The 18,738-nt window shown below is 55.9% G+C and carries 11 protein-coding genes; 3 read left to right on the top strand and 8 right to left on the bottom strand.

The window, feature by feature from the left end; translation table 11 throughout:
- Positions 1–5 precede the first annotated feature (5 nt).
- From ACHQGU_RS12600 to ACHQGU_RS12590, 3 genes are all read right to left on the bottom strand, one after another.
- Positions 6–1,007 carry an ABC transporter permease gene (locus tag ACHQGU_RS12600; RefSeq protein ID WP_395495249.1) on the bottom strand — a complete coding sequence of 334 codons (1,002 nt, stop codon included), beginning with the start codon at positions 1,005–1,007 and terminating at the stop codon, positions 6–8.
- A complete protein-coding gene (locus ACHQGU_RS12595) occupies positions 1,004–2,728 on the bottom strand; it encodes an ABC transporter substrate-binding protein (RefSeq protein ID WP_395495248.1) in 1,725 nt (574 codons plus the stop codon). Before ACHQGU_RS12595 ends, ACHQGU_RS12600 begins: the two co-directional genes overlap by 4 nt.
- 105 nt (positions 2,729–2,833) lie before the next feature.
- Entirely contained in the window at positions 2,834–3,943 is a 1,110-nt protein-coding gene (locus tag ACHQGU_RS12590; protein ID WP_395495247.1) for a pyridoxal phosphate-dependent aminotransferase, read from the bottom strand.
- Positions 3,944–4,151: 208 nt separating this feature from the next.
- Between ACHQGU_RS12590 and ACHQGU_RS12585 the strand changes: the two genes are divergently transcribed.
- A complete protein-coding gene (locus ACHQGU_RS12585; protein WP_395495246.1) occupies positions 4,152–6,770 on the top strand; it encodes a TonB-dependent receptor plug domain-containing protein in 2,619 nt (872 codons plus the stop codon).
- A gap of 118 nt (positions 6,771–6,888) precedes the next feature.
- Here the strand turns inward: ACHQGU_RS12585 and ACHQGU_RS12580 are convergent, their stop codons facing one another.
- Genes ACHQGU_RS12580 through polA form a run of 4 tightly spaced genes read right to left on the bottom strand, consistent with a single transcriptional unit; the run spans position 6,889 to position 12,454 of the window.
- Entirely contained in the window at positions 6,889–8,022 is a 1,134-nt protein-coding gene (locus tag ACHQGU_RS12580; protein ID WP_395495245.1) for an acyl-CoA dehydrogenase family protein, read from the bottom strand.
- Between the two features lie 12 nt (positions 8,023–8,034).
- Positions 8,035–8,979, bottom strand: coding sequence for a glycosyltransferase family 2 protein (locus tag ACHQGU_RS12575; protein WP_279183956.1), 945 nt, complete (start codon positions 8,977–8,979; stop codon positions 8,035–8,037).
- A 28-nt stretch (positions 8,980–9,007) separates the two neighbouring features.
- A complete protein-coding gene (locus tag ACHQGU_RS12570; RefSeq protein WP_215754481.1) occupies positions 9,008–9,622 on the bottom strand; it encodes an SCO family protein in 615 nt (204 codons plus the stop codon).
- A 3-nt stretch (positions 9,623–9,625) separates the two neighbouring features.
- Positions 9,626–12,454 (bottom strand): DNA polymerase I, encoded by a 2,829-nt coding sequence (polA, locus tag ACHQGU_RS12565; RefSeq protein WP_395495244.1) that lies wholly within the window; start codon positions 12,452–12,454, stop codon positions 9,626–9,628.
- A gap of 531 nt (positions 12,455–12,985) precedes the next feature.
- Between polA and ACHQGU_RS12560 the strand changes: the two genes are divergently transcribed.
- A complete protein-coding gene (locus ACHQGU_RS12560; RefSeq protein WP_395495243.1) occupies positions 12,986–14,113 on the top strand; it encodes a DUF3034 family protein in 1,128 nt (375 codons plus the stop codon).
- 403 nt (positions 14,114–14,516) lie between these two features.
- Positions 14,517–16,406: a Hint domain-containing protein gene (locus ACHQGU_RS12555; RefSeq protein WP_395495242.1), complete on the top strand. Its 1,890-nt coding sequence runs from the start codon at positions 14,517–14,519 to the stop codon at positions 16,404–16,406.
- Positions 16,407–16,513: 107 nt separating this feature from the next.
- Here the strand turns inward: ACHQGU_RS12555 and ACHQGU_RS12550 are convergent, their stop codons facing one another.
- Complete coding sequence (locus ACHQGU_RS12550; protein WP_395496438.1) at positions 16,514–18,655, bottom strand: protein-disulfide reductase DsbD family protein; 2,142 nt, start codon at positions 18,653–18,655, stop codon at positions 16,514–16,516.
- Positions 18,656–18,738 lie beyond the last annotated feature (83 nt).

Here is an 18,738-nt window from a genome sequence, read left to right as displayed (position 1 = left end):
CCTCCTCATGAAGACCGCCGTGCGGCATCACGCACATCAAGCGCATCCCGCAGGCCGTCGCCCAGAATATTCAGTGCCAGCACGACCAGCACAATGGCGAGGCCGGGAGCAATGGCGACCATCGGGCGCGTGTAAATCAGCCCCTCGCCATCCTGAATAATGGTGCCCCATGATGCCGCCGGAGCCTGCACGCCGATGGAGAGGAAAGAAAGAGCACTTTCCGCCAGCAGGGAAAGCGCCATGAGCAACGGCCCCAGCACCACGAGCGTGGTGGTCACATTGGGCAGAATATCAAACAGCACAATCCGCCAGCGCGGCACGCCAAGGCATCGGGCTGCGGTGACAAACTCCGCCTGCCGCAAGGTCAGAACCCGCCCCCGGATGGGCCGTGCTGCATACGGAACATAGACCAGCGCAATAATGACAATCGGGATCAGCAGACTATCCGCTTCCACCACAAACGGCCCCAGCTTTAACCCCTGACTGACGGTAACAATGGAAAGCGAAATCGCAAACAGGTAGACCGGCACGGCCCACATGATATCCATCAGGCGGGACAGAACAGCATCCACCAGCCCACCAAAAAAACCGGCGGCAATGCCAGCGGCAGCGGCCAGTATCAGGCACAGCACGGCGGCGCAGGAGGAAATCAGCAGTGAGTTCCGCCCGCCATACAGCATGCGGGCCGCAACATCCCGCCCCTGACTGTCCGCACCCAGCAGATAGGCCGCATGGCCGGTCGGCCCGATGGGGCTGAGGCCGAGATGCAGCGGATTATCGTTCGGCTGCATGATATCCACCTCGTGCCTGTTCAGCGTGATGCTGCCGGCGACGTTGGAGGTGAACGGGTCAGTCCGTGCAATGTCACGCGCATAAAGCGGAGCCAGCACGCAACTTAGGGTGATGAGCACCAGAACGGCAAGGGCCGCCATGGCCGCGCGGTTGCGTGCAAGGCCGCGCATCGCCTGCCGCCATGGGCCGGGTGGGGGAGGCGCTTCAGCTGTCATCGGACCTGAAGCTGGGAAAGCAGGATTTCATCATTAAGTGTTACGATGGCGTTACGCGTGCGTTTTGACAACAGGCTGACGCGTTTGATCTGCACCAGTGGCACGGCGGGAGCCTGCGTCATGAGGGCGCGGTCTGCCTCAGCCCAGCGCTGCATGCTCTCAGTCGGGCTGGTCAGGGCAGCGGCGGAAGCCTTGTTCATCAGCGCATCTATGTCCGGGTTACAAAAGGCCGACATGTTTGGGGAATTGTCGGAATGCGGGCGGAAACTGGCGCACGCAAACAAGGTTTGCAGGAACGTGGAGGCGGAGGGGTAGTCTGCATTCCATCCTGTCAGGGCAAGCTGCACATGGTTGTCACTGTTCTGCACGTAAGGAAATTGCACAGCCTGCGTCATGCTGCGCACAGAGGCCTCATAACCCAGACTGGCCAGTGTGCTGCGTAATTCCATGGCCATGGCGGCATAGCGCCCTTCCAGTGGCGCGATGATCGTGACGTTCTGCCCCGCCGTGCCACTTTCCCGCACCAGTTTGCGGGCTTCTTCAAGGTCGGGTGCCTGCCACTGTGGGAGCGGATGCGCAGGTGAGGCCCCTTTGGTGTAAGCGCAGCTGGGCTCATAACCTGGTGCACCCTGCGGCAGAAGCTGGCAGAGGGGCGTCGCAACGGCAGCACCCCCATGGTAGATCACCATGGCATGCCGGTTGATGGCATAGTTCAGCGCCTGCCGTGCCTTGAGCGAATTGAAGGGCGGCATCCGCACATTCAGGGCGGCGTAATAGTAGAGCAGCAGCGTATAAATCTGCACTTGTCCGGCATAGCGGCTACCGACTTCGCCCAGCCGGTCCAGCGGCACATCTTCATACATCCAGTCATACTGGCCATTTTCAATGGCGGTCACTTCGCCTTCCGGGTCCAGCCCGAACGTAATCTGTATGGCGTCCACATATCCAGCGGGCTGCGCATCATGCGCCCATTCCCGGAAATACGGGTTGCGTTTCAGCACCATGCCGGTGGCAGGATCATAGCGTGTCACCCGATATGGTCCGGTGCCCGGAGGGGCCGTGTTCCCGGTATCATGCGGCGGTGTGCTGGCCGGAAGAATGGCAGCATGAAACCAGGCCAGACGGTCCAGAAATTCGGCATCCGGTTGCGTCAGATGAAAGGTGATGGTGCGCGTCGCCGGATCAGTCTCTATGCCGCCAGCCAGTGTGCAGTGCGCGGGGTCATGCAGGCAGGCCTCCGCCCCAACGATATGACTGTAATACGGCCCTGCAGTGGGGCTACCCACTTTAAAGAGGCGCCGGAAAGAGGCAGCAACATCGTCCACACGCACAACCTGCCCATTGGAAAAATGCAGATTGGGACGGAGCGTAAACCGATAGGTTCGGCCTCCATCTTCCGGCTGTGGAACCGCTTCTGCCAGATTGGCGATGACGGGTTGTGCTGTAGAGCCTGCAAATTTGGGGAATGCGAGGAGCCCATCATAAACAGGTGTTTCGAGCTCCTTGATGAGAGAAATATAAGAGACCTGCGGGTCCAGCGTGCCCCCGGAATTTTGCGCCGCCAGCCGCAAGGTGCCGCCTGTGTGGGCATTAGAGGGTGGGGCGGCTGAGTGCGGCTCTGGCGCTGTGGTGAGGGTGACTTGTGCAAATGAGGGTGAACCAGAAGCTGCGCACAGAGCAGCCAGCACGCACACCGTATAAAAGGACCGCTTCTGCACCATGTTTCACCCCCACGCACTGGGGAGAGACCTTAAAAGGGCGAGATGTGTCACACAATGCAGAAAGCCGAATGGCTTATAAAAGCTGATTTATACCAGTCCGTTCGTTCAGGCTTTGGGAACATCCTGCAAGGCGGCTGGTAGCGCACGTCCGAACAGCTCCAGCTCTGCAGGTGTCGCCGTCCCAACACGGATCCATGTCTGATAGGCTGGGGCATCAAACACACGGATATCGACGCCTCGTTGTGCCAGAGCTGTTTTCATTTTTTCTGCTGGTCTCTGTGTATTGACGTAAACAAAAGTTCCATGACTTTGCAGGAAAGATAAACCATTTTTCTGGCCGATATCATAAATCATGTTGCGGCAGGATTTGAGGTAGGCGATGGCCCCGTTCAGATAGGCCTTATCTCCGAGAGATGCCATGGCTGCGGCATAGCCAGCCTGATTACGAGACGTTGTCGTAAGGCTGTAAAGCTGTTTCACACGGTTGGGTTGCGCCAGGATATAGCCAATTCTGAGCCCGGCCAGCCCATAAACTTTGGAAAATGTGCGGGCAATAATCACATCATACCCCGAATGCACCAGAGATGAGGCGGTCATTAGCTCCGCAGACGGCAAAAGTTCAAAATAGGCCTCATCCACAACAACTGGAACTTTTTTGGAAACATCTTTGCAAAATGAAAGAAGTTTATCATGGTCTAGCATGTTCCCGGTTGGGTTGTTGGGGTTGCACAGGTAAACCATTGCCGTCTCGGGCGTGATAGCCTGCCGGAGGGCGTCCAGATCAATCGCATGATTGACGAGAGGCACATATCGCACAGTCACACCCCGGCGCTGAGCGTAATTCAGATGTGTGGCGTAGGTTGGCTGCGGCGCCAGAAGGTGTCCTTTGCGGCCAATATCGCTGGAAAGAAGGGAGAGCGCATCCAGAGAGCCATTTGATAGAGCGACTTTTTCTTTCTCAAGATTTTCATTCTGACCAATTTTATCACGGAGAGTGTGTTCATCTTCCACATAATAAGGTGCCTCTGGTACGCAGGCCATAATGGCTTTGCGCGCAGCAGGAGAGGGACCAAACGGGTTTTCTGTCACGTTCAGGCGCGCACGGGTTACCGGGGCTGTTTGTGCAGTAAGAAGCTGACTTGCGCGCCCAGCCCAGAGAGCCGGTACCAGAAGGCTGCCGCCCTGTATCAGAGAGCGTCTGTGAAGATGGAACATGGTTACCCTTTAATAATGAATTATGATTTACATTTAATGTTTTCTGTTTGTAATATTTCTTAGCGTATATTTTTATATCTATAAATTAAAAGAAGTATAGAAAATATATAAGTTTGATGATGTCATAATAGTTTCACTTTTTTCGAGTGGGTGCTCTTGATAACAGACGCGTGATTTTTCCATTTTTGATAATGTTCTGGATACACGCATGACACTCAGAAAAGCGTTTCTGGTTTCAACTATTCTGACGTTTGGTCTGATGGCTGAGGAGCCAGTTTCCAACGCCGCGACGGCTGCTGATAAGCAGAAACCAGTGGGCAGCGAGCATGCGAAAAAAGTTGCAGCAAAGCGACCCAAAGCGGCGAATCATCAAGCATCTGAAAAGGCTTCCGGGGCCAATAGCGGAGAAACTCTGATTGTAACCGGGACGCATGCGGTCAATCGGAAGGCAAGGCAGAGCACCTCTCCCGTCAGCGTGCTGTCCGCTGCTACGTTGCGCAGGTCCGGGCAAATGAATCTGGCAGATGCGCTGACACGCACCTATGCGTCTATCAATGTCAGCGCCATGGGGAATGATGCTGGAGCTCTGACCTCTGCAATCCGCATGCGTGGTCTAAATCCCAATCAGGTTCTGGTTCTGGTCGATGGGAAGCGTCGGCATACGACCGCCAATATTTATGCGGATGCCGGTCCGTCATTTGGTGCCACGCCAGTAGATCTGAACATGATTCCTGCTGCGTCTATCGACCATATTGAAGTGCTGGAAGATGGTGCCGCAGCTCTTTACGGTTCTGATGCGATTGCAGGTGTGGTTAATATTATCACGCGCAAAACCAATCATGGTCTGAACATGAGTGCGCAGACCGGAGCGAATGCGTACAATGGCGATGGATGGCAGTATCAGACCAGTATTGATGGCGGTCTGTCTCTGGGCGGGGATGGTTATCTGCACCTGAGCGGGCAGGTTTACCACACAGACCACATGGTGCCCTATACGGAAGACCACCGTCTGATGGGGTCTGCTCCCGCCGGGGCTGGCACGGCACTTTATACCGGGCCGGTTTCTGTTCCAAAAAACTCCAATAAAGTGATGAGTACACCAGAAGAAACTCGTGAAAACCTGAGCATTGCCTTTGGTAAAACGCTAACAGAAGGTGTGCAGGGATACGGATTGATTACCTATGCCCACCGGCATGCTGAATCGTATCAGAACTATCGCACCCCTAATACGATGCCAACGATTTATCCGTCCGGATTTTCGCCGCTCGAAACGATTGAGGAAAATGACTACGCCGCAACGCTGGGCCTGAAAGGGGATAATTTCTTCGGTTTTTCCTGGGATCTCAGCACGACCTATGGCGCGGATGAAGATGCAATTGGGGATAAGAACAGTGTTAACGCCGGTATGCTAAGCAGCAAATGTATTCCGCGCAGCACTAATCCCTCCAGTACCAGCGCTTATGTCTCGACAGACGGATGTGGCTGGTCTCCCACCACCACACGTGCGGAAAGCTATCGCATGGCGCAGTGGACAAATACGCTGGATTTCAGAAGGAATTTCAAGACCGGGTTTGCAACGCCTACTACGATTGCCTTTGGAGCCGAGCATCGTCTGGAAACGTATCAGATCAAGGCCGGCACGCCACCGTCTTATGAGGCAGGGGGTATGGCTGGTTATGTTGGTCTTAGCCCACAGAATGCCGGCAACTGGAGCCGCGATATCTGGGCCGGATATCTGGATGGCGATTTCCATCCTCTGAAGAACTGGGATGTCGATTTTGCTGGCCGGTTCGAGCATTATACGGATGTTGGAAACACTGAAAACGGAAAAGTCTCCACTCGGTATGAAATTACGCCACGCATTGCAATCCGGGGTACCATCAGCAACGGTTTCCGTGCACCAACGCTTGCAGAACAGCATTTTAGTTCGATTAACGTGGGGGCGACGACGGTGGCGGGTTTGTTGCCTGTCAGTTCTTCCGCGGCCCGCCTGCTCGGGGCGGCGCCCCTTAAGCCGGAACGTTCCACCAATGCCAGTGGTGGTCTGGTTGTAGAACCTCTGAAAGGTCTGCATGTTGAGGCAGATGTCTATCAGATTAATATTCGTGATCGTATTATTGCCGGTGGCTCTACCAATGGCTCAACAGCGATTGCAGCACTGCAACAGCTTGGCTTTGTGCTGCCTTCCGGTCTCGACCCTAATGCTGTCAGCACCTACTATTTTGCCAATGGGGCCAGCACCCGTACGCAGGGTTTTGACCTGAAAGCGGATTATCTGGTGAGGATGAATCGCTACGGCAATCTTAATCTCTCTGCGTCGCTGGACCTGAACCGCACGCGTTTGAGCCATGTGGCCTCGACCATGGTTAACGGTGTTCCGACGTCCCTGCTCACGGCGGCAACAGCCAGTTACATCACTACGGCGTATCCGCGCAGCAAACTGATCCTGAATGCATTCTGGACCGTTGGAAAATGGGACGTAAACCTGCGTCAGACGCGTTATGGTGAAACCACGACCATGCTGGGCTATCAGGACTGGACGCCCGGTAATGCAATTTGCCAAAATAATGGCAAAGCCCTTCGCTATTCCAACAGTTGCTTTGCTCAGTTCAAAAATACGCCGCGTTGGCTAACTGATCTTGAGGTAGGATATAGCGTCAACCCGCACTGGCATTTTGCTGTGGGTGCCAACAATATTTTCAATATTCGTCCGCGTAAGGTAAACCCGCTGAACAACAACTATGGCGCGCGTATATATGATGCAAACTCAGCACAGGTTCCGATGACCGGCGGATATTATTATGGCCGTATTGATGCGCACTTCTAAGGTGAAGTGATTTATTCATATTAGAAAAGAGTTCAAAAAAACCTGCCATAAACGATTTGTCTATGGCAGGTTTTTTGTTTGAGATGGTCCTGCGATCTTTTCAGAGTCCGTAGTCTTTTTATGGCTGTTCCAGCCTGACGCGCCCGGCAGCACTCAGGGCGGTATCAGCCTGTGGTGTGTGAATGCGGGCGCAGAGAACGTCGCGTAAGTGCCGTTCCAGCGGATTGGAACGGCTCAGAGCTGGATTACCGATAGCAGCCACGCCTTTTTCCACACTGCGAATGGCGTTGTCTGTCACCACATGTTTGATCAGATTGGCGTCTGTCGCGCTGCATTGTCCCTGCTCATACCGTGCCAGCCCGTCTGCCAGGAGAGCCCGGTTGGACAACAGCAAGGCTTCAATCTCACCCATCAGAATTTGAAAACGGGGCAGGGAGGCAAGGGGCTTACCCAGATTGGCTGGCACACGGGCATGCAGGAAGGTGACAAGCCAGTCCCGCGCAGATCGCGCCACACCATCATACAGGGCGGCAATCAGCAGCGCATGCCAGAGCGTCAGGTCCTGTCCGGCACCACGCCAGTCTTCTGGCTGTCGTAAATCGACAAGAAACGCTTCCGGCAGCACCACATTCTCAAAATGAATGGTGTGGCTGCCCGTGGCCCGCATGCCGAGCTGGTCCCATGTGCGCTCTATCCGCACTCCCGGAGCATCCAGTGGCACCAGAACATGGCCTGTGCGCGGGGTTTCCTCATCGGTCGCGGCCCACACAATACCCCAGCGCAGAGCCGTGGAGCCTGTGGAGTAGATCTTACAGCCATTCAGCACCCACGGCCCGTCTTTCTGGCTGACACGTGTGGCCGGAATCCCGCCGCGCGAGGGTGTGCCAAGGTCCGGCTCCACGCGCAGGGCGTTGAGAAGAGCGCCGTCCTGCACAGCGGCTTCCGAGACCATGCGGCGCACGTCTTCCGGCCAGCGCGGGTCTGCCGCAATGCTGGCATGGTGCAGGCACTGCATGGCCAGAATAAGGGTGGTGGATGGGTCTCCCTGCGCCAGTGTGCCGATAAGGGGCAGTATGTCTCCCAGCCCTTTCCCTCCGCCGCCATAACGGGGGGAAACGGTCAGTGCCAGTAGGCCGGCTTTGTGTAAGTCTGCCAGATTATCCGTAGCAATCTCGCCAGATTGGTCAGAGGCGGCTGCCCGACTGGAAAAACGACTTACTAGGTCAGATAAGATGGAAAGGGACTGTGGCATGCTGTCTCTGTTTCAAGGGCGGATGCAGGATCGGATATGATCACGGAGAAGGCCCATCAAGACATTATCTCCGCCTTGCTTGTACCAGGAGTGGTAGGTGCGCCAGTGTTCTCCAACGTAATCAGGCTGTTTACTAGCTTGTAAAGCATTAAAGCCATTTACAATTTTTTTCTGAATCTGTTCTTTGGACCGCATAGGGAAATGCAGAATACAAAAGCCAGCTTCAACCATGATGCGGATTGCAGAGGCAGGTTGGTTGAACTGTTCCACAAAGTGGTTGCCAGTAACCGGACTTAACCCTTGCCGTAACCGGTAAGCAACTTTGGTGACCCGCACTTTCATTGTTGGCCAAACGGCGACCTGCGTGTCGGCCAATGTCGGGCCAAACGGAACAGGGTGGCCCTCTGGAGACACAAGCGCAGCCTGCGCCCAATGGAAAACAAGCATGGAAATAGTAGGGTCTTCCAGCATGGCGTTGAATGTTTCAGCGCTCTGGTCTGCATTCCGGGTGCAGCAGGTTATTAATTCATCCGCATCAACAAAAAATACCCACTCAACAGGTATTTCGTCATGTTCCAGATAGAGCAGCATAAACTGCTCCAGAGCCTTCATTTTTGATGCCTGATAATAGGCGACCTGATAATCAAGCGCGCAGAAGACACCAGCATCCGGGTGATCTTTCCGGAACTGCATGATGATGTCTGTTGTGCCGTCTGTGCTGTTATTGTCGAGAATAAAAAAGCGCCGGAAACCCAGTTGGTAATGGTGGCGTAAATTCTGGCCGATCATATCGGCTTCGTCTTTAACCAGAATGAAAAGTGCTGCCTTGCTCAGGGCTGGCACGGTAACGTGTGAGGAAATCTGCCAGTCCGGACCGCCCCGCAGGGTGTTGAACGCTGTAGCGGCCTGTTCGCTCATGTCATCAGGAAGGCCGGTCAGAACTGGATGGTCACTCATGGTGTCAGTCTTTCTTGGATAGGAGAGATTACTGGCCCGGGTTCATGAGTTTCTTCAGAGCATCCGTCATGGCGTCAGCGCTCAGATTGGCGTCAACCGTGCCAACGTAGCGGGCGTTGGGGTCCATCACCACAAAACGGGGGGACATGCGCATGGCATATGTCCATTCCGGGTCGGGCAGTTTTTCAACTGTGGTGTGGTATTCCTTCGCCAGATCCGCCAGCGGGCCGGGGGCGGCGGTGCCGGCGACCACACGCGGGCTGATGCTCTGACCATACAGGCGCAGGCGTTCGGCATCATCACGGTCCGGGTCAAGGCTGACAAAAATAATCACGGCCTTCCGCTTGCCGGGGTCAGTCTTGTCCAGCGCTGCGGACATGTTGGTCAGTGCCGGAGTGCAGGCATCGTCTGCACAATGGGTCGCGCCAAACAGCACCATCATCCAGCGGCCCCGGAAGGTCTGGTCCGTCATGGTGCCGGTGGTTGCGTCCATCAGGCGGAAGGACCCGCCAACCTCATTGCCATACGTATCCAGCGTCGGACCATAGCGCAGGGCAACACGTGTGCCCACATAGCCGGTCACGCTGGCAACAACCAGAACGCCAGCCGCAATCAATGCAAATCGTTTTTCACTTGGTGTCATGACTTAATGTGCCTCTGCCCAGTTTCCGCCAATGCCTGTCTCAACCACCAGCGGCACGGACAGTGTTGCCGCGGCTTCCATCACCTTGCGCGCCAGAGCGGCGACAGCCTCGGCCTCTGCAGCGTCGGCTTCAAACAGTAATTCATCATGCACCTGTAGCAGCATGCGGGCGGAAAGCCCCGCATCTTTCAGGGCGCGTGGCAACTTGACCATGGCGCGTTTGATGATGTCAGCCGCCCCACCCTGCAAGGGAGCGTTAATGGCCTGCCGTTCCGCATACTGTCTGCGCGCCGCGCTCTTTTCATGAATACCCGGCACATAGCAGCGCCGCCCGAAGGGCGTGAGCACATAGCCGTTGGCTTTGGCCTGTTCACGCATGCGCTCCATGTAGTCGCGGATACCGGGGTAGCGGGCAAAATAGGCGTCGATGTAAGCCCGTGCTTCTCCTGCGGGAATGCCAAGCTGTCGCCCCAGCCCAAAAGCGGAAATACCGTAAATAATCCCGAAGTTGATGGCTTTGGCCCGGCGACGGGTCAGGCTGTCCATTCCTTCCAGCGGGATATTGAACACTTCTGAGGCGGTACGGGCATGAATATCCTGCCCCAGAGCAAAGGCTTCCCGCAGGGCCGGAATATTGGCCACATCGGCCAGCAGGCGCAGCTCAATCTGGGAATAGTCAGCAGAAATCAGCTTTTTACCGGGCGGCGCAATAAAGGCCTGCCGGATACGACCACCTTCTTCCGTGCGGATGGGGATGTTCTGTAAATTCGGGTCGTTAGAAGAGAGGCGTCCGGTTGAGGTAATGGCCATCTGGAAGGATGTATGCACCCGATCATCCACCGTGGCCTGACGCAGCAGGGCATCCGTGTAGGTACTTTTCAGCTTGGCCAGCTGCCGCCATGCCAGCACGCGGGCCGGGAGGTCATGCCCCTGATCTGCCAGATCCTGCAACACGGAAGAATCCGTGCTCCATGCGCCTGCCTTACCGCGCTTGCCGCCCTTCAGGCCCATTTCATCAAACAGGATTTCCCCAAGCTGGCGCGGGGAGCCGACATTGAAGTCGCGTCCGGCAGCCGCATGAATTTCTTTTTCCATGACGGCCATGCGGCTGGCAAAATCTTCAGAAAGACGACCCAGTTCAGCGCGATCCACCGCGATGCCAGCTTTTTCCATGCCAGCCAGAACCGGGGAAAGCGGGCGCTCCAGCTGTTCATACAGCGCCAGCGCCTGATTGGTGCGCAGGGTAGGGTGGAGCACGTACCACAACCGCAGCGTGACATCGGCATCTTCTGCCGCATACGGTGTGGCGCGCGCGACCGGGACGTGTGTGAACGGAATGCGGTTACGCCCGGTGCCGGTTACACTGTCATAGCTGATGGGGGTGTGGCCCAGATGCAGGGTGGAGAGTTCATCCATCCCCTGCCCATGCTGCCCGGCGGACTGCGCGTAGGAAATCAGCATGGTGTCATCAACCGGCGCGATGGTGGAGAAATCCAGCCCGGCGTGGTCAAACACCAGCAGATCAAACTTGGCGTTCTGGAAAATTTTCAGAACTGCCGGGTCTGTCAGCAGGGGGCGTAGAATATCAAGTGCTGCGGCAGGCTGGAGCTGCTCACCGGCTGGTTCTTCCAGCGTGCCTTCATGTCGCAGGGGGATGTAGCAGGCTTTGCCGGGGGCGGGGGACAGAGAGATGCCGACCATGTTGGCATGCAGCGGGTCCAGCCCGTCGGTTTCTGTATCGACTGCGCAGATGCCGGCTTCCTGCGCGGCACTGACCCATTTCTGAAGCTCTTCTGCCGTGCGTACGGTTTCATATGGGCCGTATTCGGCGGTGAGGGAGGCCGCGGCTTCGGCGGACTGACCAGCCTCAGCGGTGGGCGTTTCTGTTCCGGTGGGAGCGGTGGCTCCGGTAACGGACGCATGCGCGGCAGCGCGCGCGGTGCGATGAGCATGCGCGCCAGAGGGATGACCAACGCCCAGACGGCTTAACACGGAGCGGAAGCCCATGCTCTCCAGCCAGTCGGCCACCACCAGCTTGTCGAGCTCCCGAACGCCCAGTTCCTCGACCGGCACAGGCAGCGGCACATCCCGTGCCAGTTCCACCAGTTGGCGGGAAATGCGCGCGGCGTCTGCATGCTCAATCAGCATATCGCGGCGCTTGGATTTTTTCATTTCAGGCGCGGCAGCCAGCACGGCTTCCAGCGTGCCGTATTCCTTCACAAGGGCGGAGGCCGTTTTGGGGCCAATGCCGGGCACACCGGGCACATTGTCGGTTGGGTCGCCCATCAGCGCCTGCACGTCCACCACCTTATCAGGTGTGACGCCAAACTTGGCTTCCACTTCCGGCGTGCTGATGGCGGTCTGCTTCATGGGTTCCAGCATGCATATGCCGGGGCCAATCAGCTGCATCAGATCCTTGTCGGATGAGACAATGGTACACGTGCCCCCTGTCTTCCGTACGGCGGTGGCGTAGGAGGCAATCAGGTCATCCGCTTCCCATCCGGCCAGTTCAATGGCGGGCACGTTGAAGGCCCGCGTGGCATCGCGGATCAGGGAAAACTGGGGGCGCAGATCTTCCGGCGGTTCGGGCCGGTGCGCTTTATATTGTGGGTAAATTTCCGTCCGGAATGTTTGCCGTCCTGCATCAAAAATGACTGCCAGATGTGTGCCCACATGCTCGCGCAGCAGGCGGGCCAGCATGTTTGTAAACCCGTAAACCGCGTTTACGGGCACCCCGTCCGGGCTGGTCATGGGAGGCAGGGCATGAAAGGCGCGGAAAATAAAACCGCTGCCATCTACCAGTACCAGGTGGGGTGTATCTGTGTTGGTCATGAAACTCTTGCAGGACAGGGCCGGAAAAGGTGAGACGGATGGAAGGTCTGGGCATATGCGCCCCTTCTCTGTCTGTCTAGCATACAGGGGTGGGGAAGGGGCCTGCAAGACGAGTGGCGTGTTGTGTCACCTCTTTAGTCTGATCCCGGCGAGTCTTGTGCTCCTCGGACATCAGACCTGACCCGTCTGAAATATGCAGAGTATGAATAACTTATAGTCTGAAATCAGCACGAAAAGAGCGGCCTTGTTCTGTTTACATATCTATATCCGTACGAATATAGACAGGGATACCGTCCTGTAAAGGCGGGATGATTTTAGGGTTTGTCAGAAAATGCATAGCCAGCATGTCCGTTGCCGTACGGGGCGGTGAAGAACGGAATAGCAGACCCAAAAAAAGGTTTTCGAAAATCATCGCAAAAATTTGAAATTTTCATAAGGCATTTCAAGACCAGTGTGGAGTGTCTCGATGGTCAGAGATGTCAGGGCAGCAGCATTCAGGGGAGCACTATGCTGAGAAACAGGGTTGGTCACATGGGTTTTCAGCGTACGCAACGAGCCAAACAGCTCCTGCCCATTCTGCAGAAACGAGCCGCAGCATTTCTGCTCAGACTGAAGACCTTGCGTGAGGTGTTCGCCCCCGCACTAGCCGCTTCAGCACTTGTTGTGTCTGCCCAGAATGCCGGAGCGCAAACGCGGTCTTCCACAGTCTCGTCTGCGGGCGCAGCCCCGGGCAGCACCCCGCGTGTCACACTTGCGCCGGGGAGGGCGCAGGCGACGTCTTCCAGCGCGGGTGCAGTGCAGGGGGCGTCTGGAGAAGCCCCTGATGAACCGGATGCCGGACTCACGTTTGACAAGATTTTTGACGGTCAGCGCACGCTGGGCACCAGTGGCCTGAGTTCTCTGGAAGGTTCAAGCGGCGGCGGTATTGCCAGCTGGGCCACGATTGGGGGCTATGGCAGCAAGAAAAGCATGGGGATGGCTTTCCATTACAGCTATGTCAGCCTGACTAACTATACGGACCAGAATGTTGGCGCCGTTATGGGATTTTATGACCGCGTGGAAATTTCCTACGCCCATAACTTCTTCCGCACTGGCTCGACAGGGCGCAAGCTGGGTATTGGCCACGGTTATCAGTTCGATCTGGATACGGGGGGTATCAAGGTCCGCCTGTTTGGCCATGTGCTGGACAAAACCCTTTTGCCGCAGGTCGCTGTGGGGGCCATGTACAAGCATGATGGGGATGCAAAGGTCATTCACGCCGTGGGCTCCAAGCATACCGATGGCGCAGACGTTTATATTGCCGCCACCAAACTGTTTCCCAAACTCGGCCTGCTGGTCGATACCACCATGCGCCTGACGAAAGGCAACCAGTGGGGCATTCTCGGCTTTGGTGGTGATCGGAACGACAATTACTATCCGCAGTTTGAAGGCTCACTTGGTTATTTGCCATCCTTCATTCCCGGGCTGGTTGTTGGGGTGGAATATCGGACCAAACCACGTAACCAGAATTTTACGCCTGAAAGTAACTGGTTTGATGTGTATGCCAGCTATTTTGTGAATAAGCATCTGAACATTACAGCAGCGTACGTCTCTCTTGGAACCATTGCGACCTACCGAAATCAGACCGGGGCTTATGTTTCTCTTCAAACTGGTTTTTAAAAAGTGTTTATAGATATGAGGTTTTTTGATGTTTAGAAAAAATATTTGATGCATGCGTAAAGCGTAGGCGCTATGCCTGTTGAAACTGCTTTGGCGCCAGAAGCTCCACACTACTTCATTGTGATTTTGAAATATTGAGTACAGAAAATACTGTAAAGAAGTATCAAATATCTATGTTTTTAGTAATATAAAAACAAACAAATTCACGAGAATTTTACATTTATTGATGTATTCTTTTCAGTTCATCTACGGTAGGGGATTGATGTCCAAAATAAAGAGATAATATCAACATTCTGCATATATCTTTACGTCTTCCCTCCTTCCACAGGACTTCCTTTATGGAAGAGCGCTGTCGAGCCCGCATGCAGGAAATTGATATTTTCCAAACAAGAAAGATATCAAAATGTCTATCACGAACATTACGACAGATCAGTCCATGGGAAGTTGGGCTGGCAATGGTAACCTAAGCTGGGTGGCTCCCCCTGCCGATGCCACGGAAGGGCAGGGCACAAATGGTGACATTCTGAATGTCAATAACGGGGCCACCCTCACCATCAAAGGCTATCTCAATCTGAATGCGGGCACCGTCAATATTACTGAGGGCGCAACGGTTCAGGTTGTAAGAGACGACTCAGATACTGCTGGTATCCTGCAGGATGCTGCTGGCGGCACAATCAATATCAATAACGGAACACTCTCGATCAGTAACGACTTTAACGGTCGTACGGGTGTTTACAATATCACCAATGGTAAGCTGGTGGTGAACCATGTTTTCACAGGGTTTGAGGGGGTTTATAACGTAAACAGCGGCGGCGTTTTTGTTGCTGGTCTGGAATGCTCAAACCTGATGTCGCCCAAGATCAACATCAGGGGCGGGTCTGTCTATTTTTACAATCTCATTGATGACATCAGTGGGACTGCAAAAATTGACTTTCATAATACCCCCGGCGGCCTTCTGAAGATTGAAAATACGTCTCTTTCCAGCTTGTCCAATCTGGATCTGCATGTACAGAATTTCGTCTACGGGGATCAGATCAAAATTCAGTCTTATACTGATTATAGCTCGAATACGCTATCAACCAGCATAAGCGGGAATGATCTGCTTATTCAGGGGACGGTCAATGGGAATACAACCACACTTGTCACTCTGAAAAACTTCGTTACGAACACGAATGGCAATGCAATTCCCACAGCTCTTTATCGAGACGGCTATATTCTGTTTGGTGAGCAGAGTGATACGGGCGCCTGCTTCCTTGCAGGGGCTATGATTGAGACGAGCAAGGGGGCCGTGGCTGTAGAAGATATCCAGGTTGGGGATGTTCTTGTCGCTCATGTCGAAGGGCAGACTGTAACGCGGCCTGTTATCTGGGCAGGACGGCAGTTTGTTATGGTGAACAGCGCGCTGCCGGACGATAGGGCGGGTTACCCGGTGCGCGTGTGCCAGAATGCCATTGCAGAAGGCGTTCCGTCTAAGGATCTGCTGATTACGCCAGAACATTGCCTGTTCTTTGAGGGAAACTTTGTGCCCGTGCGGATGCTGGTCAACGGAAGCTCTGTTTTCTATGACAAGTCCATCACGTCCTACACGTATTATCACGTGGAAACGGAGCAGCATTCTGTCATCATGGCCGATAATGTGCTGACGGAAAGCTATCTTGATACCCGCTCCGGACCGTCTTTCCAGCAGACCGGTAAGGTGACGCGTCTCTATGGCATTTCCCGCACCTGGGAAAAAGATGCAGCCGCTCCGCTTTGTGTGGATCGGGCCGTTGTGGAGCCGTTGTTCCGCCAACTGGAGCAGCGCGCAAAAACACTGGCTAAGGGGCAGCCGGTGTCTGAAATGGCTGAGCAGACAGGTGATCCGGATTTACATCTGGTGATTGAGGCAGGGAGAACTGTGCGCCCACTGCGGTATGATGGCACGCATTACAGCTTCATGCTGCCACCGCATACAAAGTCCGTGCGTGTGGTCTCCCGTGCCAGCCGGCCTTCAGATGTGATTGGTCCCTTTGTGGATGACCGTCGTTATCTTGGGGTGCTGGTTGCTAAAATCGTCTTTGTTTCAGACAGCCAGAGCTACGAGATAACCTCTCATGTGCAGACTGAAACGCTGGACGGATGGTATGGTGCAGAAGGCGAAGCATGCGCCTGGACAAATGGCAATGCTGCCCTGCCGTTGTGTGAACATATGACGCAGGGCAGGATGGGCCTTCTGCTTCTGGAGGTGCGGGCAGGCGGCCCTTATCTGCTGAGCTACCCCCAGGCAGACGTTCGTTTGTCACAGTCAGCCTGATTTTTCAGAGAGAAGGCTTTTTGGTCAGGCCCCCATTCTTGATGGGGGCCTGATAACGTGTGTTTGGCAGGCGTTCCGGGCGGAGCTTTCCGTCCCGGATAACGACGCTATTGTGCGACCGTGCTTGCAACCAGTCCCGGTGTCAGGATTTGTGGCAGCACAATCTCCGGCCCGTTGGCGGGCACATAGAGGTAGAACGGCACGCCGTCTCGCCCATGTGCTTTCAGAAACGCGCTGATGGTAGGATCATGATTGGTCCAGTCTCCCCGCAACACCGTAACACCATGGGCTGCAAACGCTGCCTGCGTGCTGGGAATATCCAGTGCCACCCGCTCATTGACCAGACAGGTGATGCACCATGCTGCGGTCATATCCACAAAAACGGGTTTTCCTGCCGCGTGGAGTTCTTTCAGTCGCGCTTCAGAAAAGGGTTCCGTTCCTTTGGGTAGCCCGGAGGTCAGGCTGCCGCCGGTAGTCGGTGCGGCACTCTGGTGACGAAGGGCCGGAACCAGCGCCAGCGCTCCCAACAACCCCAGCAGAGCCAGCCCATGCAAAGCGGTGCTGGTGCGCGTATGACCTTGCTGAATAAGCCGCACCTGCGCCACGCCATAAATCCACGCAGCAAAGCCAAGCAGCACCAGCCCTGTCGCCAGCAGCAGCACAACGGACGCGCCACCTTCTAATGATGCCACCCATAGCAGCCACACGCAGGAGCCCAGCAGCGGGAAGGCCAGAAACTGGCGAAGATACTGCATCCATGCGCCGGGTTTTGGCAGGCGCGCGGCCAGTCCTGGCACGGTGGTCAGCAGCAGATAGGGGGCGGCAAGGCCCAGCCCCATGGCGGCAAAAACAATCAGCCCCATGGCAGGCGGACCGGAGAGGGCCCCGGCAATGGCGACACCCATGAACGGGGCCGTGCAGGGCGTGGCAACTACCACCGCCAGAATACCCGTGACGACATCATGCCAGTGGCCATGGGCATGACTCGTCAGGGAACTGCCTGCCGAGACAGGCATGAATTCAAACACTCCCAGCAAGTTAAGCGCCATGGCAAACAGCAGCCAGGTCACCAGCGTGACAAACAGGGGGGACTGAAACTGAAAGCCCCAATCTGCCGCAGCGCCAGCCACGCGCAGGCCCATCATCACGCCGCCAAGTGCAAGAAACGTCATCATGACACCGAGACTGTAACAGGCGGCACTTGTGACCTGCGTGCGGCGTTCCGCTTTGCCCAGTCGTGCCAGAGAAAGAGCCTTCATGGCCAGAATGGGGAAGACGCATGGCATCAGATTCAGGATCACGCCGCCCAGAAAGGCAAACACCACCTGTTGCAAAAATCCGGCCTGCGTCAGTGTGCTGGTGAGTGGGGAAGAGGTCGCGTTCTGTGCGCTTGCTGACGGCGCACCCGCCAGAGCAGGAACAGGTTTGGCCGTGAGGGATAAGGCACGCTCACTTCCCGCTGCATCTTTCAGCACCAGCAAGCCACTGAGCGGCTGCGTCGCTGCAAATTCCGGCAAGCGCTTCAGGGTCAGGGCGACATTCCCATCCTGCACCGTAAACTTCTGCGCGGCAGCCTGATCAATCAGCCCCGGCTGATCTGGCATGAACCATGCATCCTGCACGGAACGGGCCGAAAGATCGGAACCCTTTATGGTCAATACGCCATCTGCCGAGACGGTGGCCGCATAAGGGGACGGAACAGGTGTGGCCTCTGCCGTGGCGGCAAACAGGGGCGCCTCTGCGGAGGGATGAGCCGGGCCGGGTTGTAAAGTCACGGCCAGATCAGCTTCTTCCGGCACGCAGACATTTTCACACACCAGCCAGGTTGCGTGGGCCTTGAGTGTTGTTGGCCCGGACGCCTGAGCGCCCGCCGGATGGAGAGGCAACTCCATGGGCAGTACAACGTCGCCCGTATAAGCATAGGACATCAGCGAGGCATCGGGGATGCGATGCGGCGTTGGCCATACAATAGGAGAGGCTTTCCCGCTGAAGGCACCGTCTGCCGTCACGGTCACGTCAGGTGCTTCTCCGGCATCACCGGGGTTGCGCCAGTAAGTGTGCCAGCCGTCCTGTAATTTCAGCCGAAGGGCAACATGCAGCGGCGTCTTTCCGTCTGTGGTGTCTGTATCCGTGATCAGCGTGGCAACGCTGTGGCCGGTGGTGGAAACCGGCGCGCTTTCTGCTGCATTTGCCTGCTGCCATCCGCTTGCCAGATCGGCCCCACTCAGGGTGGCCCCCACCGCAAACATCAGGGCGAGCCCCCACAGGCAGCGCACCATGCGGTGCGTCAGGGCACGCGGGGAGCGGGTGGCGGCTGTGGCAGAAACAACCG

It is taken from the genome of Acetobacter sp. KSO5, assembly GCF_044094635.1.
Lineage (GTDB): Bacteria > Pseudomonadota > Alphaproteobacteria > Acetobacterales > Acetobacteraceae > Acetobacter > Acetobacter cerevisiae.
This window is presented reverse-complemented; position numbering and strand designations above follow the sequence as displayed.

Coding starts and splice junctions, on each gene's coding strand:
- ACHQGU_RS12600 (WP_395495249.1), bottom strand. CDS start 1,007: ATGACAGCTGAAGCGCCTCCCCCACCCGGCCCATGGCGGCAGGCGATG.
- ACHQGU_RS12595 (WP_395495248.1), bottom strand. CDS start 2,728: ATGGTGCAGAAGCGGTCCTTTTATACGGTGTGCGTGCTGGCTGCTCTG.
- ACHQGU_RS12590 (WP_395495247.1), bottom strand. CDS start 3,943: ATGTTCCATCTTCACAGACGCTCTCTGATACAGGGCGGCAGCCTTCTG.
- ACHQGU_RS12585 (WP_395495246.1), top strand. CDS start 4,152: ATGACACTCAGAAAAGCGTTTCTGGTTTCAACTATTCTGACGTTTGGT.
- ACHQGU_RS12580 (WP_395495245.1), bottom strand. CDS start 8,022: ATGCCACAGTCCCTTTCCATCTTATCTGACCTAGTAAGTCGTTTTTCC.
- ACHQGU_RS12575 (WP_279183956.1), bottom strand. CDS start 8,979: ATGAGTGACCATCCAGTTCTGACCGGCCTTCCTGATGACATGAGCGAA.
- ACHQGU_RS12570 (WP_215754481.1), bottom strand. CDS start 9,622: ATGACACCAAGTGAAAAACGATTTGCATTGATTGCGGCTGGCGTTCTG.
- polA (WP_395495244.1), bottom strand. CDS start 12,454: ATGACCAACACAGATACACCCCACCTGGTACTGGTAGATGGCAGCGGT.
- ACHQGU_RS12560 (WP_395495243.1), top strand. CDS start 12,986: ATGGGTTTTCAGCGTACGCAACGAGCCAAACAGCTCCTGCCCATTCTG.
- ACHQGU_RS12555 (WP_395495242.1), top strand. CDS start 14,517: ATGTCTATCACGAACATTACGACAGATCAGTCCATGGGAAGTTGGGCT.
- ACHQGU_RS12550 (WP_395496438.1), bottom strand. CDS start 18,655: ATGTTTGCGGTGGGGGCCACCCTGAGTGGGGCCGATCTGGCAAGCGGA.